This is a genomic window from Halorientalis litorea (genome assembly GCF_023028225.1).
GTDB classification, from domain to species: domain Archaea; phylum Halobacteriota; class Halobacteria; order Halobacteriales; family Haloarculaceae; genus Halorientalis; species Halorientalis litorea.
Window position 1 is genome coordinate 1,319,108 of sequence record NZ_CP095482.1, and the last position, 19,938, is coordinate 1,339,045.

At 67.6% G+C, this 19,938-nt stretch carries 23 protein-coding genes; 19 read left to right on the forward strand and 4 right to left on the reverse strand.

What is annotated here, in order from left to right:
• Positions 1-197: 197 nt before the first annotated feature.
• Positions 198-1,127 (forward strand): branched-chain amino acid transaminase, encoded by a 930-nt coding sequence (locus MUG95_RS07040; protein ID WP_247010356.1) that lies wholly within the window; start codon positions 198-200, stop codon positions 1,125-1,127.
• A 1-nt stretch (position 1,128) separates the two neighbouring features.
• Here MUG95_RS07040 and MUG95_RS07045 read toward each other — a convergent pair whose 3' ends face one another.
• Positions 1,129-1,785 carry a DUF502 domain-containing protein gene (locus MUG95_RS07045; protein WP_247010357.1) on the reverse strand — a complete coding sequence of 219 codons (657 nt, stop codon included), beginning with the start codon at positions 1,783-1,785 and terminating at the stop codon, positions 1,129-1,131.
• A 32-nt stretch (positions 1,786-1,817) separates the two neighbouring features.
• Complete coding sequence (locus MUG95_RS07050; RefSeq protein WP_247010358.1) at positions 1,818-2,651, reverse strand: proline dehydrogenase family protein; 834 nt, start codon at positions 2,649-2,651, stop codon at positions 1,818-1,820.
• An 81-nt stretch (positions 2,652-2,732) separates the two neighbouring features.
• Here MUG95_RS07050 and MUG95_RS07055 point away from each other — a divergent pair, with 81 nt between their 5' ends.
• The 17 genes from MUG95_RS07055 to MUG95_RS07135 all read left to right on the forward strand — a co-directional run bounded on the left by MUG95_RS07055 (position 2,733) and on the right by MUG95_RS07135 (position 16,019).
• Entirely contained in the window at positions 2,733-3,275 is a 543-nt protein-coding gene (locus MUG95_RS07055; RefSeq protein ID WP_247010359.1) for a CDP-2,3-bis-(O-geranylgeranyl)-sn-glycerol synthase, read from the forward strand.
• Positions 3,276-3,371: 96 nt separating this feature from the next.
• The gene (gene hemC, locus MUG95_RS07060; RefSeq protein ID WP_247010360.1) at positions 3,372-4,472 is read left to right on the forward strand and encodes a hydroxymethylbilane synthase; all 1,101 of its coding nucleotides are present in this window, start codon (positions 3,372-3,374) and stop codon (positions 4,470-4,472) included.
• A 25-nt stretch (positions 4,473-4,497) separates the two neighbouring features.
• Positions 4,498-5,298: a uroporphyrinogen-III C-methyltransferase gene (gene cobA, locus MUG95_RS07065; RefSeq protein ID WP_247010361.1), complete on the forward strand. Its 801-nt coding sequence runs from the start codon at positions 4,498-4,500 to the stop codon at positions 5,296-5,298.
• Positions 5,295-6,017 (forward strand): uroporphyrinogen-III synthase, encoded by a 723-nt coding sequence (locus MUG95_RS07070; RefSeq protein WP_247010362.1) that lies wholly within the window; start codon positions 5,295-5,297, stop codon positions 6,015-6,017. Before cobA ends, MUG95_RS07070 begins: the two co-directional genes overlap by 4 nt.
• A 45-nt stretch (positions 6,018-6,062) precedes the next feature.
• The gene (gene recJ / locus MUG95_RS07075; protein ID WP_247010363.1) at positions 6,063-7,490 is read left to right on the forward strand and encodes a RecJ family nuclease; all 1,428 of its coding nucleotides are present in this window, start codon (positions 6,063-6,065) and stop codon (positions 7,488-7,490) included.
• Between the two features lie 278 nt (positions 7,491-7,768).
• The gene (locus tag MUG95_RS07080; RefSeq protein ID WP_247010364.1) at positions 7,769-8,002 is read left to right on the forward strand and encodes a DUF2249 domain-containing protein; all 234 of its coding nucleotides are present in this window, start codon (positions 7,769-7,771) and stop codon (positions 8,000-8,002) included.
• A gap of 67 nt (positions 8,003-8,069) precedes the next feature.
• Positions 8,070-8,840, forward strand: coding sequence for an MOSC domain-containing protein (locus MUG95_RS07085; RefSeq protein ID WP_247010365.1), 771 nt, complete (start codon positions 8,070-8,072; stop codon positions 8,838-8,840).
• A 112-nt stretch (positions 8,841-8,952) separates the two neighbouring features.
• A complete protein-coding gene (locus MUG95_RS07090; protein WP_247010366.1) occupies positions 8,953-9,258 on the forward strand; it encodes a hypothetical protein in 306 nt (101 codons plus the stop codon).
• A gap of 96 nt (positions 9,259-9,354) precedes the next feature.
• Positions 9,355-10,122 (forward strand): enoyl-CoA hydratase/isomerase family protein, encoded by a 768-nt coding sequence (locus MUG95_RS07095; protein ID WP_247010367.1) that lies wholly within the window; start codon positions 9,355-9,357, stop codon positions 10,120-10,122.
• Positions 10,123-10,267: 145 nt separating this feature from the next.
• Complete coding sequence (locus MUG95_RS07100) at positions 10,268-11,020, forward strand: crotonase/enoyl-CoA hydratase family protein (RefSeq protein WP_247010368.1); 753 nt, start codon at positions 10,268-10,270, stop codon at positions 11,018-11,020.
• Between the two features lie 144 nt (positions 11,021-11,164).
• Positions 11,165-11,485, forward strand: a complete 321-nt coding sequence (locus MUG95_RS07105; RefSeq protein ID WP_247010369.1) for a DUF5783 family protein — start codon at positions 11,165-11,167, stop codon at positions 11,483-11,485.
• Positions 11,486-11,570: 85 nt separating this feature from the next.
• The gene (locus tag MUG95_RS07110; RefSeq protein WP_247010370.1) at positions 11,571-11,945 is read left to right on the forward strand and encodes a NifU family protein; all 375 of its coding nucleotides are present in this window, start codon (positions 11,571-11,573) and stop codon (positions 11,943-11,945) included.
• Positions 11,946-12,035: 90 nt separating this feature from the next.
• Positions 12,036-13,568 (forward strand): sulfatase, encoded by a 1,533-nt coding sequence (locus tag MUG95_RS07115; RefSeq protein ID WP_247010371.1) that lies wholly within the window; start codon positions 12,036-12,038, stop codon positions 13,566-13,568.
• A gap of 1 nt (position 13,569) precedes the next feature.
• Complete coding sequence (locus MUG95_RS07120) at positions 13,570-14,598, forward strand: lysylphosphatidylglycerol synthase transmembrane domain-containing protein (RefSeq protein ID WP_247010372.1); 1,029 nt, start codon at positions 13,570-13,572, stop codon at positions 14,596-14,598.
• Between the two features lie 45 nt (positions 14,599-14,643).
• Complete coding sequence (gene pyrE, locus MUG95_RS07125; protein ID WP_247010373.1) at positions 14,644-15,171, forward strand: orotate phosphoribosyltransferase; 528 nt, start codon at positions 14,644-14,646, stop codon at positions 15,169-15,171.
• An 81-nt stretch (positions 15,172-15,252) separates the two neighbouring features.
• Positions 15,253-15,501 carry a glutathione S-transferase N-terminal domain-containing protein gene (locus tag MUG95_RS07130; RefSeq protein ID WP_247010374.1) on the forward strand — a complete coding sequence of 83 codons (249 nt, stop codon included), beginning with the start codon at positions 15,253-15,255 and terminating at the stop codon, positions 15,499-15,501.
• 89 nt (positions 15,502-15,590) lie between these two features.
• Complete coding sequence (locus MUG95_RS07135; protein ID WP_247010375.1) at positions 15,591-16,019, forward strand: CBS domain-containing protein; 429 nt, start codon at positions 15,591-15,593, stop codon at positions 16,017-16,019.
• On the opposite strand, the gene MUG95_RS07140 is transcribed toward MUG95_RS07135, so the two are convergent.
• Positions 16,016-16,981: a transcriptional regulator gene (locus MUG95_RS07140; RefSeq protein ID WP_247010376.1), complete on the reverse strand. Its 966-nt coding sequence runs from the start codon at positions 16,979-16,981 to the stop codon at positions 16,016-16,018. The two genes, MUG95_RS07135 and MUG95_RS07140, sit on opposite strands and share 4 nt — an antisense overlap.
• Positions 16,982-17,128: 147 nt before the next feature.
• Between MUG95_RS07140 and MUG95_RS07145 the strand changes: the two genes are divergently transcribed.
• Positions 17,129-18,436 (forward strand): tRNA(Ile)(2)-agmatinylcytidine synthase, encoded by a 1,308-nt coding sequence (locus tag MUG95_RS07145; RefSeq protein ID WP_247010377.1) that lies wholly within the window; start codon positions 17,129-17,131, stop codon positions 18,434-18,436.
• 51 nt (positions 18,437-18,487) lie between these two features.
• Here MUG95_RS07145 and MUG95_RS07150 read toward each other — a convergent pair whose 3' ends face one another.
• Positions 18,488-19,894 carry a signal recognition particle protein Srp54 gene (locus MUG95_RS07150; protein ID WP_247010378.1) on the reverse strand — a complete coding sequence of 469 codons (1,407 nt, stop codon included), beginning with the start codon at positions 19,892-19,894 and terminating at the stop codon, positions 18,488-18,490.
• Positions 19,895-19,938: the final 44 nt, after the last annotated feature.

Consider the following 19,938-nt stretch of genomic DNA (forward strand, 5'->3'; position numbering starts at 1 on the left):
GGCGGCCGAGTCGGGAGTACTCGCCCGCGATATCGTCACTGTCGAGTGGTGGCGCGCCCACCGGGATATCTGAGTTTCTGTATCGCGGTTATTGGTTTATTAGATGCACGGGGTCGGGTGGAGCTACGAGGGCCGCGTTCGGCCGCACAGGCGCACGGAAACTGTTAAGAGCGGATTGGGCCAAGGAAACGCACACTATGGGTTTCGACGAAATGGACGTCGACACGATTTGGCTTGACGGCGAGTTCGTCGACTGGGAGGACGCGCAGGTCCACGTTCTCACCCACGGACTCCACTACGGAACCGGCGTCTTCGAGGGTGCCCGGTGCTACGACACGGAGAACGGCCCCGCCATGTTCCGGTGGGAGGAACACCTCGACCGGCTCTACCAGTCCGGCCAGCCGTACGACATCGAGATTCCCTTCGACCGCGAGGAGTTGACCGACGCAACGGTCGAACTCATCCAGCGACAGGACCTCGACTCCTGTTACATCCGCCCCGTGGCGTTCTACGGCTACAACGAACTCGGGCTGAACCCCTCGAACTGTCCCGTGCAGGTCGCCATCGCCGTCTGGCCGTGGGGGGCCTACCTCGGCGAGGAAGCACTCGAAGAGGGCGTCGACGTGGCCGTCTCCTCGTGGCGCAAGTACAGTTCGAGCCAGATTCCGACCAACGCCAAAACTACCGGCCCGTACGTCAACAGCGTGCTGGCGTCGCTGGAGGCCAAGGACAACGGCTACACCGAGGCCATCCTCCTCAACAAGGAGGGCAACGTCGCCGAAGGGCCGGGCGAGAACATCTTCCTCGTGCGCGACGGCGAGATCTACACGACTGGCCTCGCCGAGTCCATCCTCGACGGTATCACGCGCCAGACGGTCATCACGCTGGCCGAGGACCTCGGGTACACCGTCCACGACGGCGCGACCATCTCACGGGGCGAACTGTACACCGCCGACGAACTGTTCTTCAGCGGCACCGCCGCGGAAGTCACGCCCATCCGCACCGTCGACGACACCGAAATCGGTGCGGGCACGAAGGGGCCGGTCACCGACGAGATTCAGTCGAAGTTCTTCGAGGTCATCGACCGGCGGACCGACGAGTACGAGGACTGGTTCCACTACGTCTGAGTTAGTCGTCGTCCGCCTCCGGGGCACCGGTGCCGTCCTCGGCCGTCGCGTCACCGTCGGTCTGTTCGCCGTCGCCGGTGAGTTCGTCCGTCACGTTGATGGAGATGCCGTCGTCGCTCGATTCGCCGAACCCGGCACTGAGGATGCGCGTGAGCGCGTCCTCAACGCTCTCGTCGGTTTCGGTGTAGTCGTCGGACTCGACTTCGATGACGAACCCGGTGGTGATGTTCGGGGCGGTCGGGAGGAAAATCACGTCGCGGCCGTCCTCGGTCGTTTTGCCGGTCTTGAACGCGGTCATCCGCATCCCGTTCCACGTTTCGATTTTGACCGGCGTCTGGAGTTCTTCAGTCCCGGAAACGGCGGTTTCGACGGCCATCTTCGAAGCGTTGTAGACGACACGGAGACCGGGGAGTCGGTTCACCAAGTTGTCGAGCACTTCCTCGATGACGTCGCCGAAGGCGGTCCGCCCGAGGTAGCCGATCGAGAGGACGAGAAGGAAGAACACGACCAACGTGAGCAGCACGCGCAACGGGCGGTACTCGATGGGGACTGGCACCGCCGCGAGTTGGTTGTAGATGACGGCGACGATGTAGGCAGTTACGATGAGTGGCAGGAGAACGATGAGTCCGCTCGCGATATCCCGTTTCAGCGCGGCCATGTAGTGTCTCGGGATTTTTGTCCCACCTACGTTTAATTGACGATTGCCCGAACCGCGAACGCGAGGTTCTCCTTGCGTTCCGCTACCCGACGGTAGAAGTACGACAGCCACCGCGAACCGTACGGGGCGTACTGATACACGTCGAACTCGCGCGCGAGTTCGAACTGGGCGTCCTCGCGGACTCCCATCAACATCTGTATCTCGAAGTCCGTCCCGTACTCGTCGTGGAGGCCGCGTGCGTGTTCTATCATCGCCGGGTCGTGACTCCCCACGGCGACGCCGCCGTCGAACGCCCGGAACAGGTACCCGAGGTGGTCGCGGTAGGCCTCGTTGACCCGTTGGTGGTCGGTGTAGGCTATCTCGGCGGGTTCGTCGTAGGCCCCCTTGACCAGTCGCACCTTCCCCGGCAAGCCCGCGAGTCGTTCGAGGTCCGCGCGGGTCCGCCGGAGGTTCGCCTGCAGGCAGACGCCGACGGTGCCGCCGTGTCGCCGCGTCTCCGCCTCGAAGGCGTCGAGCGTCGCGTCCGTCGTCGTGTGGTCCTCCATGTCTATCCAGACGAACACGCCTGCCTCGTCGGCGCGGTCCACGACACGCGAGAGCGTGCGGCGAAAGGTGTCCGCGCCGGCGTCGAGGCCAAGTTGCGACGGTTTGACCGAGACGCAGGCGTCGAGGTCCGTCCGCCCGATGTCGCCGACCAGTCGCTCGTAGGTGTCGGCGTCCGCGCCGGCCCGCTCGGGGCGGTCGTAGTGTTCGCCCAGCAGGTTGAGAATCGCACCGACGCCCCGGTCGTTCAGCCGTCGGGCGCGTTCCAGTGCGGCGGCGTCGGACTCACCGGCGACGAACCGACTCGCTATCGGCGGGAGCATACTGGATGTAAGTCCCCTGTCATCCTGAGTCTGTTGCCCGCAAGGCGGGGCGATTAAGGGAGCGGAACGTGACTCCCCGGCATGGACATCGTCGGGGTACTCGCGGTGGCGTTCTGGGTCATGCTGCCCGCCTACGTCCCCAACAACGCCGCCGTCCTCGTCGGCGGCGGTCCGCCCATCGACGGCGGCCGGACGTGGCACGGGCGTCGGCTGTTGGGGGACGGCAAGACGTGGCGGGGGACCGTCGGGGGCATCGCCGCGGGTGTCGTCCTCGCGCTCGCGCTGAACGCGATTCGGACGGCCGTCGGCGGGCCGTTGGCCGGGCTTCCGGCGTTTCCGGCGGCCGCCGTCGTCGCACTCCCGACGGGGGCGTTGCTCGGTGACATCGCGGCGTCGTTTCTCAAGCGGCGAACGGGACGCGAACGCGGCGCGGCCTTCCCCGGCCTCGACCAGTTGGACCTCGTGGTCGGGTCCCTCGCCCTGACTGCCGTGGCCGCCCCGGGGTGGGTCCTCGCGACGTTCACGCCCCCGGTTCTCGTGACCGTGCTGGTCGTGACGCCCGTCCTCCACGTCAGTACGAACCTGCTCGCGTACAAACTCTCGCTGAAGAGCGAGCCGTGGTGAGGAAGAGCGCACGGCACGGCACCGGTGGGTGACGAAGGTGCGGCCTCGCAGTGGCGAACTGGTGTGCTTTTCACCCCTGACCGACGAGGGGGAGGTATGACTACTCGCGGCGGGACGCTCAGGCTGGCGACCCGGGGGTCCGACCTCGCACTCCGGCAGGCGGCGACCGTCAAGGAGGCACTCGACGGGCGGCGTCACGCGGTCGAACTCGTGGAGGTCGAGACGACGGGCGACCAGTTGCAGGACGAACTCATCCACCGGCTCGGGAAGACCGGGGCGTTCGTCCGGGCACTCGACGAGGAGGTCATCGACGGTGACCTCGACGCGGCGGTACACTCCATGAAAGACATGCCAACCGAGATGCCGGCGGCGTTGGTCGTCGCGGGCGTTCCGGAACGCGCCACGGCCGTGGACGTGTTGGTCACGCCCGACGGGACGGCCCTGGCGGACCTGCCCGAGGGCGCGACGGTCGGCACGTCCAGCCTCCGGCGGCAGGCACAGCTGTTGGCCGAGCGGCCGGACCTCGACGTGCAACCGCTCCGGGGCAACGTCGACACGCGCATCGAGAAACTGCTCGCGCCCACACTCCAGCAGGAACACGAACGCCGCCTCGACGCCGCGGAGGGCGAGGCGGACGCGGCGACGTTCGAGCGGTCGCTCGAGGAGTGGTTCGACGGCCTCCGTGAAATCGAGCGGACTGCACTCGAACGGGAGGTTGAGACGGCGTACGACGGCATCGTCCTCGCCGAGGCGGGACTCGAACGGGCGGGCCTGCTCCACCACGTCGAGACCGAGCGACTCCCAGCCGACCAGTTCGTCCCCGCACCGGGGCAGGGCGCGCTGGCGGTGACGGCACTCGACGGCGACCTCGCGGAGTCGATACGCGGCACGCTCGACCACGCGCCGACCCGGACCGCGACCACCGTCGAACGAACGGTCCTCGACGAACTCGGCGGCGGCTGTGTGGCTCCCATCGGCGTCAACGCCGTCGTGCAGGGGAGCGTCGTCCACACGGCCGTCCGAGTGCTGAGCCGTGACGGTGAGGAGGAAGTGCGGGCCACGCGTGACTTGCCGGTCGAACACCACCGGCGTGCGGCCCGCGACATGGCGGCCGAGCTGGCCGACGAGGGCGCGGCGGACCTCATCGCGGCGGCGAAACGTGCGGAACCGGACGAGGCCAAACGGGAGGACTCTTGACCCCCCGGACCCCACGCCCGCTATCATGACCGACGACGCTGACATCGCACCCGGCCGCGTCTACCTCGTCGGGAGCGGCCCCGGCGACCCGGACCTCATGACGGTGAAGGCCCGCCGCTTGCTGGAGGAGGCGGACGTAGTGCTCCACGACAAACTCCCCGGCCCGGACATCATCGAGATGGTCCCCGAGGAGCGACGCGAGGACGTGGGCAAGCGCGCCCGCGGCGAGCGAACATCCCAGCAGTACACGAACGAGCGGATGGAGGAACTCGCCTACGAAGGCAAGACAGTCGCACGGCTGAAGGGCGGCGACCCGTTCGTGTTCGGGCGTGGCGGCGAGGAGATGGTGTATCTGGCCAAGCACGGTGTCCCCTTCGAGGTGGTTCCGGGCGTCACCTCGGCCATCGCGGGCCCGGGCGTCGCCGGCATCCCCGTGACACACCGGGACCACGCCTCCTCGGTGTCGTTCGTCACCGGCCACGAGGACCCCACGAAACCCGAGTCGGCGGTCGACTGGGAGGCACTGGCCGCGACGGGGGGCACCATCGTCGTCCTGATGGGTGTCGGGAAACTGCCCGACTACACCGCGGAGTTGCGGTCGGCCGGGATGGACCCCGAGACGCCAGTCGCACTGGTCGAGCGCGGAACGTGGCCCGACCAGCGGGTCGCCACCGGCACCCTCGACACCATCGTCGACGCCCGTGACGAGGCGGGCATCGAACCGCCGGCGGTCACCGTCATCGGCGACGTTGCACGGGAACGCCAGCGCGTTCTTACCTTCCTCGGCAACGATTACGGCTCCGAGAACGGGGAGGACGAACAGTGACCACCGTCGCCGTCTTCCGGCCCGCCGACGAGCGACTCGACGACGCAGTCGCGTTGCTCGAATCGCTGGGCGCGACGCCCGTCCCCGACCCGATGCTCGAAGTCGACCCCACCGGGGTGTGCCCCCGCGAGGACGCCGACTTCGCCGTACTGACTAGCAAGACAGGTGCGGAACTCGCAGAGGCCGAAGGCTGGGACGCGCAGACGACGACCGTCTGTGCGATCGGTGACCCGACCGCCGACGCGCTCCGGGCGGCGGGCTACGCCGTCGACGTGGTGCCCGAGGAGTTCTCCTCCGGCGGCATCGTTTCGACCCTCGAAGGCAGAGTCGACGGTGCGCGGGTCGAAGTCGCCCGGAGCGACCACGGGAGCGACGTGTTGACCGACGGGCTGAACGACGCCGGGGCGTACGTTCACGAGACGGTCCTCTACCGGCTCACCCGGCCGGATGGAGCCGGCGAGTCGGCGGACCGGGCCGCGGCGGGCGAACTGGACGCCGCACTCTTTACCTCCTCGATGACCGTCGAGAACTTCCTCGCGGCCGCGACAGAGCGCGGCGTCCGCGAGGACGCGCTCGCGGGTCTGAACGACGCCGCCGTCGGCACCATCGGTGACCCGACGCGGGAGACGGCGGCCGCTCACGGTATCGACGTGGACGTGGTTCCCGAGCGGGCCGACTTCGAGTCGCTTGCCCGCGCGACGCTCGCCGCCGCGGAGTAGCGCGACCGGAGGTTTAAATCTCGAACCGCGCCACGTACGAGTGAGATGGCTGGGCCAGTCCCCGACTTAGACGAGACGGCGCGAGCGTGTGCGGCACGGCTCCGGGCGGCGGAGTCCGTACTGCTCGCCTCCCACATCGACGCCGACGGACTGACCAGTGCCGCCATCGCGGCGACCGCGCTCGAACGCGCCGACATCCCGTTCGAGACGGTGTTCAAAAAGCAGTTGGACGACGCCGAAATCGCGTCCATCGCCGCCCGCGAGTACGACACGGTGCTGTTCACGGACTTCGGGAGCGGGCAACTGGACGCGATCGCCAGCCACGAGGCGGCCGGCGATTTCACGCCGGTCATCGCAGACCACCACCAACCCGCCGAGGCCGAGACGGAGTATCACCTCAACCCGCTGTTGGTCGGCATCGACGGTGCATCGGAGCTATCGGGGGCAGGGGCGAGTTACGTCCTCGCGCGCGCTCTCGCCGAGGAACAGGACACTACCCCCGATACGGCCAACCGTGACCTCGCGGCACTCGCGGTGGTGGGTGCCGTCGGCGACATGCAGGCGACCGGCGGCGAACTCGTCGGGACGAACGCCCGCATCGTCGCGGAGGGCGTCGAGGCCGGCGTCCTCGAAGAGGGGACGGACCTCGCGTTCTACGGGAAACAGACCCGGCCGTTGCCGAAGTTGCTCGAATACGCGAGCGAGGTCCAGATACCGGGCGTCTCGAACGACGAGTCCGGTGCGATTCAGTTTCTGGACGGATTGGGACTCGACCTGCGGGCGGAGGGCGACTGGCGACGCTGGGTCGACCTGACCGACGCGGAACGCCAGACCGTCGCCAGTGCTCTCGTACAGCGCGCGCTCGAACGGGGCGTCCCCGCCGAGAAGGTGGACGGCCTCGTCGGGACGACGTACACGCTGTTGGACGAGGAGAGCGGGACGGAACTGCGTGACGCGAGCGAGTTCTCGACCCTGCTGAACGCCACCGCCCGCTACGAACGTGCGGACGTGGGCCTCGCGGTCTGTCTCGGCGACCGAACCGACGCGCTCGAACGCGCGCGCCGCCTCCTCCAGAACCACCGACGGAACCTCTCGGAGGGCCTCGAACGGGTCAAAGCCGAGGGCGTCACCCGCGAGGACCACCTCCAGTGGTTCGACGCTGGCGACGAGATTCGGGAAACCATCGTCGGCATCGTGGCAGGGATGGCCGTCGGAACCGAGGGCGTCGACTCGAACGTCCCCATCGTGGCCTTCGCCCGGAAGAACGACGAGGAGACGAAGGTGTCCGCGCGCGGTACCGGCCGCCTCGTCGGGCAGGGGTTAGACCTCTCCGTCGTGATGGGCGAGGCGTCGGCGGCAGTCGGCGGTGGCGGCGGCGGCCACGACGTGGCGGCCGGAGCGACGATTCCGGCGGGCCGCGAACAGGAGTTCATCGCAGAGGCCGACGCCATCGTCGGCGAACAACTCGGATAGCGGCGTTTTCGACGCTTTCGGGCACGTTACTGCTTGGTTCTGATAAGGGGAATGACGCCGCTGTGTCGGTACGATAAACCAATAATCGCGATACGTAATATGCCGGGTGCTGGTGAGACCGGTCGATTTCGGCAGTGCACGCCGGGCGTCAGCGACCGCGGCCCGTCGCGGGACGGCCAGCCGATAGCGACCGGTCGGTTACGCGCGGGGTCCTCGGCCCCGGGCGGGACATCTTCGGAACAACCGCTACCACCCGTCGGGGCGGACGTGACGGTGGCATGGACGACGAACGACTCGACCTGCGCGAGGTCCCGCCGCCGCAACGGCATCCGAAGATATTCGACGCCTTCGAGCGGTTGGAGAGCGGCGAGGCACTGACGCTGATAAACGACCACGAACCGACCCCGCTCTACCACCAGCTGAGCGCGGAGGTGCCCGCTTTCGACGCCGAGGGCTACACCGTCGACAGGGTCGGCCCAGAGGAGTTCATCGCGACACTGCCGAAGAAGTGAGGTCGCCGTGCCGCACGGAAGGACTATGACGGTATCGCCACGTAGTTCGGGCCGCTTGAGAGAACCGATGGCACGTCTCGAAACGCTCAGAGTGTACCCGGTGAAGGGACTCGACGGGGTAGCCGTCGACGAAGCGGCGATACTGGACGGCGGAACGCTGGCCCACGACCGGGAGTTCGCGCTCTTCGACGCGGCGGAGGAAGTAATAAACGGAAAGCGAACCCCTCGCGTCCACGACCTGAGGACGGAGTACGACCCCAGCACCCGGACGGTGACGGCCGAAACGGAGTCCGAAACCGTGAGCTTCGACTTGGAGGCGGACCGGGACGCGGCCGCGGAGTGGTTCGGCGAGTTCTTCGACGCGGAGTTGACGCTGGCCCGCGACACGTCGCTCGGCTACGTCGACCGGCGGGGGATGGGACCGTCAGTCGTCAGCACGGCGACGGTTCGGACCGTCGCGTCGTGGTTCGACGACCTGACCGTCGCGGGCGTGCGGCGACGGCTCCGGTCGAACGTCGAGGTGTCGGGCGTTCCCGCGTTCTGGGAGGACCGGTTCGTCGGCGACGACGCGCCGGCCTTCGAAATCGGCGGCGTGCGGTTCGAGGGCGTCACGCCGTGCGGGCGGTGTGTCGTCCCCCAGCGTGACCCCGATACCGGGGCGGCGACGCCGGAGTTCCGCGAGCGGTTCGTCGAGCGACGCCGGGAGACGTTCCCGGAGTGGGCCGACGAGGCGGCCTTCGACCACCACTACACGGTGACGATACTCACCTCGGTCCCGCCCGCTCATCGGGGCGAGACGCTCCGCGTCGGCGATTCGGTCTCGGTCATCGGCGAGTGAGTTGCCGCCGGGCGATGCTCGGCAAACGGGCGACGACTCGCGACCCGTCGAGCCAGCGGGTCGAACATATTCGTGGCCAGGGGCTTGTCGAAGCGTCGCCCGAGTTCGAACTATGACCGACCGGGAATCCGACCTCCGTGCGTTCGCCGACCGCCTCTGTGAGTGTGACGGGGTCGAGGACGCGTTCCTCGCGAAGAGCTTCACCGACCGGATTCTCGTGGTCGACGCCGAGGGCGACCTCCCGGCGTCGGTCCGGGAGCGTCTCGACGCGCGGGACGTCCGGGCTGCCGGGGAGGTGTACGGGGCCGAGGAGACTGGCGGCGCGCACTCGTTCGTCGGCGACGTCGGCGACGGGACGCGTCACCACTTCGTCGACGTGCGGACCCGCGGGGACCTCCAGTCCTACGTCGTCGAGTGACGGCGGTGTCGCGGACCGGGAACCACGGCGAAACAACCGGACGGGAACCACGAGCGGTTCGAAAGCACTTATGCCGTGTTACAGAGTCGGTAGCACATGGCAGAAATACTGACCGAGCGCGACGACGAGGAACCGTTCGCTACGATAACCATCTCGAACCCCGAACGCCGGAACGCGGTCGCCCACGAGGCGATGCAGGACCTCGCGGAGGCGGTCGAGGACCTCGCTGCCGCGGACGACGTGCGCGCACTCGTCCTGACCGGTGCCGGTGACGCCTTCTGTGCGGGTGCGGACCTCGGGTCGGCCGCGGACGTGCCGACCGCCGAGGCAATCGACAACGGCTTTCACTCGGCGGTACAGGCCATCATGACCGCCGAGGTGCCGGTCGTCGCCAAGGTCCGCGGGCCTGCGGTCGGGGCAGGGGCGTCCATCGCCACCGCCTGCGACCTCGTGTACGCGAGCGAAGACGCCACCATCGGGTTCCTGTTCACACGGCTCGGGTTGACCGCCGACTCCGGGGCGACGTACATCCTCCCCCGCCTCGTCGGGGCCCAGAAAGCGATGGACCTCCTGCTCTCGGCGGAGGTCCTCGGCGCCGAGGAAGCCGAAGAGTTGGGCCTGTTCACCGAAGTGACGGGGGACCTCGATTCGCGCGTCCGCGAGCGCGCCACCGGCCTCGCCAACGGCCCGACCCGCGCGCTGGCGTCCGTTCGCCGTCTCGTCCTGCGCTCGAACAGCAACTCGCTCGAAGAGCAACTCGACCTCGAAGCCCGCGAGCAGGAGCGGATGTTCCAGACCTCGGACGTGATGGAGGGCATCTCCGCGTTCATGGGCGACAACGAACCCGAGTTCGAAGGGCGATAGGAGAGCGGCAGGTAGTTCTGTATAGCGGTATCCGGTGTACGTTTTGCGACTCGACTTCCCACAGGACGACGTGCTGTCGTGCGGTTCCGTGGGTCAGGAGTCGTTTCTCCCGAGATACTTTCCGAGTCGGGTCAGAACGGGTGGTATGGTCGAGTACGAACGGCGTGGACCGGTCGCTATCGTCACGGTGGACCGCCCGGAGCGGCGCAACGCAGTCGACCGGGAGACGGCACTCGCACTGCGCGATGCGTGGGAGCGGTTCGACGAGGACGAGGACGCACTCGTCGGCGTCCTCACGGGCGCGGGCGGGACGTTCTCGGCGGGCGCGGACCTGAAGGCGATGGACTTGGAGGACGACCCGGAGGGGTACCTCGGCTTCTCACGGCTGTCGGTCTCGAAGCCGACAGTGGCGGCTGTCGAGGGACACTGCGTCGCCGGCGGCATCGAGATGGCACTGTGGTGTGACCTCCGGGTCGCCGCCCGGACGGCGGAGTTCGGCTGTTTCGAGCGTCGCTTCGGCGTCCCGTTGGTCGACGGCGGCACCCAGCGGCTTCCGCGGGTCGTCGGCCTCAGTCGAGCACTCGACTTGATTCTGACGGGGCGGGCACTCGACGCCGAGACGGCCAAGGAGTGGGGTCTAGTGAACCGCCTCGCACCCGAGGGCGAGGCCCTCGACACGGCCGTCGAACTGGCCGAGGTGATAGCTCAGTTCCCACAGGAGACCGTTCGCACGGACCGCGCGGCGGTGTACGACGGCCTCGGGGAGCCACTGGAGCGCGGGCTGAAAATCGAGGCGTGGCACGGGTCCCGGGCGATGGAGACGGCGAGGGAGGGGGCCGACCGCTTCGCCGGTGGCGAAGGTCGAGGCGGTACGGGAGTGGAAGACCCAGAATCGTAGGCGACAGCCGTTCTCACGGTGTCTTTCCGTGTTCCGGGTGGCTGACTGCTCGTGTGATGATAAACCGCGTCACGCGATACGAAACCGCCGCAGCGTCGGCAGGGGACCGTCCGACTTTTGTCCGCAGTGGCCAACTAATGCGTAATGAGCGACTTCGACCCCGAGCAGTTCGAGGACAAGTACGCCAACTACTTCCCGGAACTCCAGCGGGCCTACAAGAGTGCCTTCGAGACGATGAACGACCGCTACGACTCCGAACTCGTCCACGCCATCGACCAGTTCGTCCTCAACGAGTCCGAACCGTTCTACGAGGGCGACGGGCAGTTCCGCGTCGAGTTGCCCGAGAACCCCTACGACCGGTTACAGGGCGTCGTCGTCGCCGAGGAGAAGTTCGAGGAACTCATGGACCGCTACGAGGACGAGTTGGAGGCGGAGTTGCAGTCGGTGTTCGGGTTCGAGGCGTGACCGGCGACGTAACGACTGACAGTTACGCGACCCGAACTTGTGAGTCCAAAGGTCTAAGCAGGACGACCACGTATCCGATAGTACCATGAGCACCGAAACCGAGGACGGCGGCGACGAACTCCGCGAGCAGGTAGGCAACTTCCTGCGTCGGAACTTCCCGCAGATTGAAATGCACGGCGGCAGTGCGGCGATTCAGGACCTCGACCGCGAGACGGGCGAAGTGTCCATCCAACTGGGTGGCGCGTGTTCCGGTTGCGGCATCTCCCCGATGACCATCCAAGCCATCAAGACGCGGATGGTCGACGAGATACCCGAAATCGAAAAGGTCCACGCCAACACGGGCGGCGACACGGGCGGCAGCGAAGGGATGTCCGGCGGCAGCATGAGTCCCTCCTTCCCCGGCCACGAAAGCAGCAGTGGCGACGCGGACGACGACGAAGGCCCCGAAGCCCCGTTCTGAGGTCACCCTCTCTCGGTTTTTCTCGCAGATGGAGTGGACACTCCCCCGAAAGCAGGGTCTTTAACCCGGTGGACTTCGGGGGGTAGCGTAATGAGTACCACCGAGGCGTCGAACGTCCTGTTCGTCGTGTTGGACACGGTTCGCAAGGACCACCTCTCGGTCTACGGGTACGACCGGGAGACGACGCCCGCGCTCGCCGACTTCGCCGCGGAGGCGACGACGTACGAGCAGGCTGTCGCGCCGGCACCGTGGACCCTCCCGGTCCACGCCTCGCTGTTCACCGGCCTCTACCCGAGCGAACACGGCGCGACACAGGAGAACCCCTATCTGGAGGGGGCGACCACCCTCGCCGAGTCGCTGTCGGCGTCGGGCTACCGGACGGCCTGTTACTCCTCGAACGCGTGGATTACCCCCTACACCCACCTCACCGACGGGTTCGACGAGCAGGACAACTTCTTCCAGATAATGCCCGGCGACCTGCTCTCGGGGCCGCTGGCGACGGCGTGGAAGACGATGAACGACAACGACCGTCTCCGCAGCGTCGCGGATTGGCTCGTGAAGATGGGCAACAAGGCCCACGAGTATCTGGCGTCGGGCGAGGGTGGCGACACGAAGACGCCCGCCGTCATCGACCGGACCCGGGAGTTCGTCGCCGACGCCGCCAGCGACGACGACCCTTTCTTCGCGTTCATCAACCTGATGGACGCCCACCTGCCCTACCACCCGCCCGAGGAGTACCGCGAGGAGTTCGCGCCGGGCGTCGACTCCACGGCAGTCTGTCAGAACTCCAAGGATTTCAACTGCGGCGCGCGATCGATAGACGACGAGGAGTGGGACGACATTCGGGGGCTGTACGATGCCGAGATACGGCACATGGACGACCAACTGAGTCGGCTGTTCGGCTGGCTCAAGTCCCGCGAGTTGTGGGACGACACGCTGGTCGTCGTCTGTGCCGACCACGGCGAACTCCACGGCGAACACGACCTGTACGGCCACGAGTTCTGCATCTACGACCCGCTGGTGAACGTCCCGCTCATGGTCAAACACCCCGACGTGGAGGGCGGCGCGCGCGACGAGGGGACGACGGTCGAACTGCTCGACCTCTATCACACCGTCTTGGACCACGCGGGCGTCGACGCGAGCGACGGCGGCGTCGACCTCGACCCGGCGCGGTCGTTGCTCGCCGACACCCACCGCGATTTCTCGGCCAGCGACGCGACGCTCGGCGACGACGCCATCGACCGCGGACAGTACGGGTTCGTCGAGTACCACCAGCCGGTCGTCGAACTCCGACAGCTAGAGGGGAAAGCCAGCGACGCGGGCATCGAACTCGACACGAACTCGCGGTTCTACTCGCGGATGCGTGCGGCCCGCCGCCCCGACGCCAAGTACATCCGCAACGAACGCATCCCGGACGAGGGATATCGCCTCGACGAGGACGCCGGCGAGACTGCGAACCGAGCCGGCGACGGGGACGAGGCGGTCGAAGCGACCGAGCGGGCACTGTCGGCATTCGAGGAGGGCGTCGGCGGCGAGTGGCGCGCCGTCGACGACGAGGACGTGCTCTCGGACATGGGTGGCGAGGCGAAAGACAGGCTCCGCGACTTGGGGTACATCGACTGACGTGACCGACACAGACCGGTCGCTGGTGGCGTTCGTGGACCGCCGGACGCTCGCCCAAATCCTCCTCGGCTTCGTCGTCGCCGGCGTCGTCCTCGTCCTCTTTGCCGTCGGTATCGGGACGGAGAACCTCGCGGCCGTGTTCTCCGACGCCGAGTACCGCTGGCTGGTACTGGGCTGTCTCTCGACGGCCCTCTGTCTCGTGGCGTGGGGGAAGGCGTGGCACGTCGTCCTCGGCGTGGCTGGTATCGAGGAGTCGTTCCGCCGACTCGTCGGGACGTACTTCGCGGCGACGTTCGCCAACTACGTCACGCCGCTGGGACAGGCGGGGGGCGAGCCGTTCATCGCGTACGTCCTCTCGCGGGACACCGAGGCCAGTTACGAGGAGAGCCTCGCCAGCGTCGTCACGGCCGACCTGCTGAACCTCTTTCCGTTCTTCAGCTTCGCGGCCGTCGGCATGGGGTGGCTGCTCTGGGACGCCTCGCTCCCGGCGGCGGCCCGCCCGCTGGCGATGGGACTACTCGCGCTGGCCGTCGGCGTTCCCGCCGTCACGGTGGCCGGCTGGCGGTTCCGCGAGCGACTCTCGTCGGGCTTCCTCCGCGTCGTCGCGCCCGTGGTCCGCCGTCTCCCGCGAGCCACCCTCGCCGGGGTCCGGGAGCGACTCGCCGACCTCGGTAGTGCCTTCGACCGCATCGCCAGCGAACCGCGGGCACTGGTGCGGGCTCTCGCGTTCTCGTATCTCGGCTGGGTCTTCTTCGCGCTCCCGCTGTACTTCGCCGGGCAGACCATCGACCTGCCCATCGGGCTGTTGCTCGTCCTGTTCATCGTCCCGGCGAGTACCGTCGCCGGCATCGTCCCCTCGCCCGGTGGACTGGGGGGTGTCGAGGCGGCACTGGTCGCCTTGCTCGTCGCGCTGACGGCGTTCACCGCCGCCGAAGCCTACGCCGTCGCGCTGGTCTACCGCGTCGCGAGTTACTGGTTCGCCATCGCCGCGGGCGGCATCGCGACGTTGTACGTCATCCGGCGGTCGTGAGCGCGTTCCGGCGGGTATTAGTCACGCCGGACCCGGAGTCGAGACATGACCAACCAGGAACTCATCGACGCGCTCCGGGCCGCAGACGCCGTGAAGTTCGGCGAGTTCGAGCTCTCACACGGGGGCACGTCGGACTACTACGTCGACAAGTACGTCTTCGAGACGGACCCCCACTGTCTGGACCTCATCGCCGACGCGTTCGCCGAGCGCGTCGGTGACGCGACGCTCGCCGGTGTCGCGTTGGGGGCCGTCCCGCTGGTAGCCGTCACGAGCGTCGAAACCGGCCAGCCCTACGTCATCGCCCGCAAACAGGCGAAGGAGTACGGCACCGGGAACCGCATCGAGGGCGAGTTGGTCGAGGGCGAGGAAGTCGTCGTGCTGGAGGACATCGCCACGACCGGCCAGAGTGCCGTCGACGCCGTCGAAGCCCTGCGGGCGGCGGGCGCGACGGTGAACCGCGTGCTGGTCGTCGTGGACAGGCAGGAGGGGGCGAGCGAGCGACTGGCCGACCACGACATCGAGTTGGAATCGCTGTTGACCGCCGCGGACCTGCTGGCGGACGCCGAAGACTGACCGTCCTTTGGGTAACGGAGGCTGTGTGACACGCGCACACAGTCAGAACGCTCATACCGTCGGAGAGTCTACAGCACGCCGATGCCGAATCTCGAACTCTACGAGCTAGAGGGCTGTCCGTACTGCGCGAAAGTGACGAAGAAACTCGACGAACTCGGACTCGACTACGAGTCACACATGGTGCCCCGGAGCCACAGCGAACGCACCGAGGTCGAGGCCGTCAGCGGGCAAACCGGCGTGCCCGTCCTCGTCGACCCGGACCACGACGTCGAGGGAATGCCCGAGAGCGACGACATCGTCGCCTACCTCGAAGAGACGTACGGAAACTGATTCTGCCGGCGGCGGCCCCACACAGCCACTGTTGTTAGATACAACGAAAGACCCGGCAAATTTAACCCCCGCGGGGACCGTGTGCCGGTATGACAGAGACCCACGTATCCGACGTGATGGAGAAGGCTGTCCGGTCGGGGCCGAGTAGCGTCCCGGTCACGGCGGCAGTCACGGAGTTCACTCGTCACGATATCGGGTCGATCGTGGCCGTCGATGAGGAGACGGGAGACTTGAAGGGTATCGTGACGAAGTCGGACATCTTCGAGGTCGTCAGCGAAGGGGCCGACCTCTCGGCGGTGGCACTGAGCGACATCATGTCGACGCCAGTCGTGACGATAGCGAGCGACGAGTCGGTCGTGACCGCAGCCGAGCGGATGAAGGCGCACTCGGTCCGACGGCTCCCGGTCGTCGAGAACGGTGACCTCGTCGGTGTCGTGACGACGAAAGACCTCACACACCACATCCCGGAACTAGTCGACGACGGACGGCCTCGACACGAGGCGCGCAACGACGGCTAGGCAGGGTTCGGTTCGTCGGCCCGCTCTTTGATGAGGTCCTTGAGGTCCTCGACATCGGAGACGCGCTCTATCTCCTCGCGTTCGATGATAGCGGTGCCGTCGACCGATTCGCGCGGCGCGCGGTCGACGACGTAGATGGACGTGGTCTCGGTGACGTGCCCCACCGAGGACATGATGCGGGCGCGCTTTTCGGCCGTCTCGGTGAACTCGGAGTGGCCGGTGAGCATCCGCGACTCGCGGCGTTCGTCCTCGCTGATGGTGCGGAAGGGGGCGCGTTCGGTCGGGTGGACATCGAAACCGACGCGCGTGAGGACGGCGACGACCGGTTCGTCCTCGGGTTCGGGGTCGGGGTCCTCCGGCGTCGGTTCGTCGTCGTGGACGGCGTCGTCGTCGTCCAGTACGTCGACCGGCGCGGTCAGCGGTGCCTCGAAGAGGTCCTCGAGTTGCGCGGCGACTTCGACGGAGGCGTCCATCCCGTCCTCGTACTTCGAGACGGTACGTCGGGAGACGCCGAGTTCCTGCGCGAGGCGGCCGAGCGACCAGTCGCGGTCCTGGCGCACGTCGGCCAGTATCTCGCTGTCGATGTTGACGTACAGGCCGCCGGGCGCGGCGTAGATGAGCGGCGGCACCTCCTCGACGAACAGGTCCATCGCGGTGTCGGGCGAGAGGACCGGCACGCCGTGGCGGAAGTAGACGACGCCGGGTTTGAGTTCCTCGTCGCGGGTTCTGAGTCCCACGACCAGCGGCGTCGCCTCCAGATACTCGCCGAGGCGGCGCATCTCGGCACCCGTCGCGGCGTTGAAGGCGTCGATATTCCCGAGTATCTTCAACAGGACGGTGTCCTCGCCGCGCCGCGCGGCGACGTCGAAACTCTTGGGGCGAATCGCACACCGGTCGCTCACGAGAAACCCCGCGTCCCGCATCATCGCGGTGACGTTGCCGACCAGTGCGGATCGTGACATCAGGGAGGATATAGCCGTTCCTCGTATAAAACGTTTCTGACGGCCGGGAGGGGCCACGTCGGGCGGTTTCCGGTATCGGCCGGCGGTAGATTCATATACGACGACCGGCCCGAAACGCGTTACTGGGGGGGTCGCCAACCGCCAGCCGTGACCATCGTCGGACTGGACGACACCGACTCCCGCACGCGAGGGATGTGTACCACCTACGCCGCCGCCCTGCTGGCAGCGCGCGTCCGCGAGGCGGGCGGGTCGGTGTCGCGCCGCCTCCTCGTTCGCCTGAACCCCGCCGTCGAACACAAGACACGGGGGAACGCCGCGCTGGCAGTCCACTGTGACCTCCCGGCGGACCGCACCTTCGCGCTCGCCACCGACCTCGTAGAGAGGCTGGCCGAGCGCGCGGACGAGCGCACCAACCCCGGCGTCGTCGTCACCGACGACGCGCTCGGCGACGACCCCGAGTGGGTCCGGTCGGTGTCCCGGCGCGCCGTCCGCGAGTACCTCGACCGCGAGGCTGTCCGGCAGTCCCTCGACGACGGTGGTTATCGCCACCGCGGCTGGGGGACCGGACAGGGACTCGTCGGCGCGACGGCCGCCGCCGGCGCGTGGGCAGGCATGGGCGAACGCGCACCCCCGGACTGGCCGACCGATTGGACCTACGAGTGCATCACGTACCGCGAGCGCGACCGCTGGGGCACGACCCGCGACGTGGACCGTGATGCGGTGTTCGCCGTCGCCGAGGCGTTCTACCCAGCCATCTGGGACACCGTGGACCGGGGCGAGGGCGACGCCGTCTGCGTCCCGAACACGCCCGGCCCGGTCCTCCACGGGATTCGCGGCGACGACGCCGAGACGGTGCAGGAGGCGGCCCGCGCCATCGAGAGCGAAACCGTCGAGCGACGCGCCCTGTTCGTCACGAACCAAGGGACCGACGCCCACCTCGGGCGCGCTCCCCCCGCGGACGTGACCGACGGCCGGGCCTACCGACTGTCCGGCGAGGTGGTCGGGCCGCCGGAGACACGCGAGGGCGGCCACGTGTTCGTGTCGCTGGGGTTCCCCGAGGCCGACCGCACCGAGTCGCTCCCGTGCGTGGCCTTCGAGCCGACCAAGCGGTTCCGCGAGCGGGTGCGCGCGCTCCGGGTCGGCGACAGAGTGACCGTCTGCGGCGAGGTGAGCGACGGAACGCTCAAGTTAGAGAAGTTCGCCGTGCGGGAGTTGCGGACGACCGAACCGGCGACGCCCGACTGCCCGGACTGTGGCCGGTCGATGGAGAGTGCGGGAGCAGACGCAGGCTATCGCTGTCGGGACTGCGGGACGAGCGCGGACGGTAAAGTCGCGGTGCCAGTCGAACGCGAACTCGAACGTGGGTGGTACGAAGTGCCGCCCTGTGCCCGCCGCCACGTCGCCAAACCGCTCGTCAGGGGCGGGTTCGACGCGCCGACACACCCGGAACGCTGAGGGCCGGGGCTGGTCGCTCGCGTTCGGCACGAGTGGAGGAGAGACGCGTCGTCAGTCGCCGAACGGGCCGCCACCGCCGCCCATGCCGCCCATTCCGCCGGGGCCGCCGGGGCCGCCACCCTGTTGCATCTTCTGCATCATCCGCTCCATGTCGGCGTCGCCCATCCCTTGGAACTGATCGAGCGTCTTCGACATCATGCGGTGCTGTTCGAGCAGTTCCCGGATGCGGTCCTCGGGTTTGCCCGAGCCTCTGGCGATGCGTTTCATGCGACTCTGCCCGATGGAGCGGGGGTTCTCTAGCTCCTCGTCGGTCATCGAGTCCATGATGACCTCGAAGTCCCGCATCCGGTCTTTGGTCACGTCCATCGCGTTGTCGGGCAGTTGGTCCATCAGGCCGCCGCCCATCCCCGGAATCATGTCCATCACTTGGTCGAGCGGCCCCATCTTGTCCATCGCGGACATCTGGTGGCGCATGTCCCGCAGGGTGAACTGCCCCTCCATCATCTGCTCGGGGTCCCAGTCTTCCTCGTCTTCGGTCTCCTCCATCGCGCGCTCGACGCGCTCGGTGAGCTGTTTGAGGTCGCCCATCCCGAGCAGTCGGGAGATGAAGCCCGACGGCTCGAACCGCTCGATGTCCTTGACCGTCTCGCCCGTCCCGAGGAACGCGATGGAGGACCCCGTCTCGTTGACCGCCGCGAGCGCGCCGCCACCTTTCGCCGTCCCGTCGAGTTTCGTGATGGCGACGCCATCGATACCGATGGAGTCCTCGAACTCACGGGCCTGGTCCTTCGCGGACTGACCCATCGCGGCGTCGATGACCAGCAGGTTCCGGTCGGGGTCAACGGCGTCGTCGATGCGCTCTATCTGGTCGATGAGTTCCTCGTTGAGACCGTCACGACCGGCCGTGTCGACGATGCGCACGTCGGCGTCGGCCGTCGCCGCCAGTCCCTCCTCGGCGATGGTCACCGGGTTGTCCTCGTCCGGGTCGCCGTAGAAGTCCACCTCGGCGTTGTCGGCCATCTGCTTGGCCTGGTCGTAGGCACCGGGGCGGTCGGTGTCGGTCTGGATGACCGCCGGGCGCAGGCCCTTCTTCGAGAACCACCACGCCATCTTCGCGGCTGTGGTGGTCTTCCCGGACCCGTACAGCCCCGCGAGCAGGATAGTCTGTGGTTCCAGCGGGAGTTCCGTCGACTCGCCGATGAGACCGACTAGCTCCTCGTAGACGACGCGCAACACCCAGTCACGGGCGGACGTGCTCTCGGGCGGTTCCTCCTCTAGAGCCCGCGTCTCGATGGAGTCGGACAACTCCATCACCAGTTCCGTGTCTACGTCGGCCTGCAACAGCGACCGCTGTATCTCCTTGACGACGTTCTCGACGTCTTCCTCGTCGATGCGGGTCTTCCCCCTGAGGTCGTCCAGCGTCCCCCGAAGCGAACTCCCGAGATTGTCGAGTACCATAGTCAGTTACCCGAGATAGACCACGGAGGCGGTAAAGCCTTTTT

What these genes read in the sequence shown, in the direction of transcription:
- MUG95_RS07140 (WP_247010376.1), bottom strand. Translation starts at nt 16,981, where the DNA reads ATGTCACGATCCGCACTGGTCGGCAACGTCACCGCGATGATGCGGGAC.
- MUG95_RS07050 (WP_247010358.1), bottom strand. Translation starts at nt 2,651, where the DNA reads ATGCTCCCGCCGATAGCGAGTCGGTTCGTCGCCGGTGAGTCCGACGCC.
- MUG95_RS07115 (WP_247010371.1), top strand. Translation starts at nt 12,036, where the DNA reads ATGAGTACCACCGAGGCGTCGAACGTCCTGTTCGTCGTGTTGGACACG.
- cobA (WP_247010361.1), top strand. Translation starts at nt 4,498, where the DNA reads ATGACCGACGACGCTGACATCGCACCCGGCCGCGTCTACCTCGTCGGG.
- MUG95_RS07085 (WP_247010365.1), top strand. Translation starts at nt 8,070, where the DNA reads ATGGCACGTCTCGAAACGCTCAGAGTGTACCCGGTGAAGGGACTCGAC.
- MUG95_RS07100 (WP_247010368.1), top strand. Translation starts at nt 10,268, where the DNA reads ATGGTCGAGTACGAACGGCGTGGACCGGTCGCTATCGTCACGGTGGAC.
- MUG95_RS07055 (WP_247010359.1), top strand. Translation starts at nt 2,733, where the DNA reads ATGGACATCGTCGGGGTACTCGCGGTGGCGTTCTGGGTCATGCTGCCC.
- MUG95_RS07130 (WP_247010374.1), top strand. Translation starts at nt 15,253, where the DNA reads ATGCCGAATCTCGAACTCTACGAGCTAGAGGGCTGTCCGTACTGCGCG.
- MUG95_RS07040 (WP_247010356.1), top strand. Translation starts at nt 198, where the DNA reads ATGGGTTTCGACGAAATGGACGTCGACACGATTTGGCTTGACGGCGAG.
- MUG95_RS07080 (WP_247010364.1), top strand. Translation starts at nt 7,769, where the DNA reads ATGGACGACGAACGACTCGACCTGCGCGAGGTCCCGCCGCCGCAACGG.
- hemC (WP_247010360.1), top strand. Translation starts at nt 3,372, where the DNA reads ATGACTACTCGCGGCGGGACGCTCAGGCTGGCGACCCGGGGGTCCGAC.
- recJ (WP_247010363.1), top strand. Translation starts at nt 6,063, where the DNA reads ATGGCTGGGCCAGTCCCCGACTTAGACGAGACGGCGCGAGCGTGTGCG.
- MUG95_RS07045 (WP_247010357.1), bottom strand. Translation starts at nt 1,785, where the DNA reads ATGGCCGCGCTGAAACGGGATATCGCGAGCGGACTCATCGTTCTCCTG.
- MUG95_RS07095 (WP_247010367.1), top strand. Translation starts at nt 9,355, where the DNA reads ATGGCAGAAATACTGACCGAGCGCGACGACGAGGAACCGTTCGCTACG.
- MUG95_RS07150 (WP_247010378.1), bottom strand. Translation starts at nt 19,894, where the DNA reads ATGGTACTCGACAATCTCGGGAGTTCGCTTCGGGGGACGCTGGACGAC.
- MUG95_RS07090 (WP_247010366.1), top strand. Translation starts at nt 8,953, where the DNA reads ATGACCGACCGGGAATCCGACCTCCGTGCGTTCGCCGACCGCCTCTGT.
- MUG95_RS07110 (WP_247010370.1), top strand. Translation starts at nt 11,571, where the DNA reads ATGAGCACCGAAACCGAGGACGGCGGCGACGAACTCCGCGAGCAGGTA.
- pyrE (WP_247010373.1), top strand. Translation starts at nt 14,644, where the DNA reads ATGACCAACCAGGAACTCATCGACGCGCTCCGGGCCGCAGACGCCGTG.
- MUG95_RS07135 (WP_247010375.1), top strand. Translation starts at nt 15,591, where the DNA reads ATGACAGAGACCCACGTATCCGACGTGATGGAGAAGGCTGTCCGGTCG.
- MUG95_RS07105 (WP_247010369.1), top strand. Translation starts at nt 11,165, where the DNA reads ATGAGCGACTTCGACCCCGAGCAGTTCGAGGACAAGTACGCCAACTAC.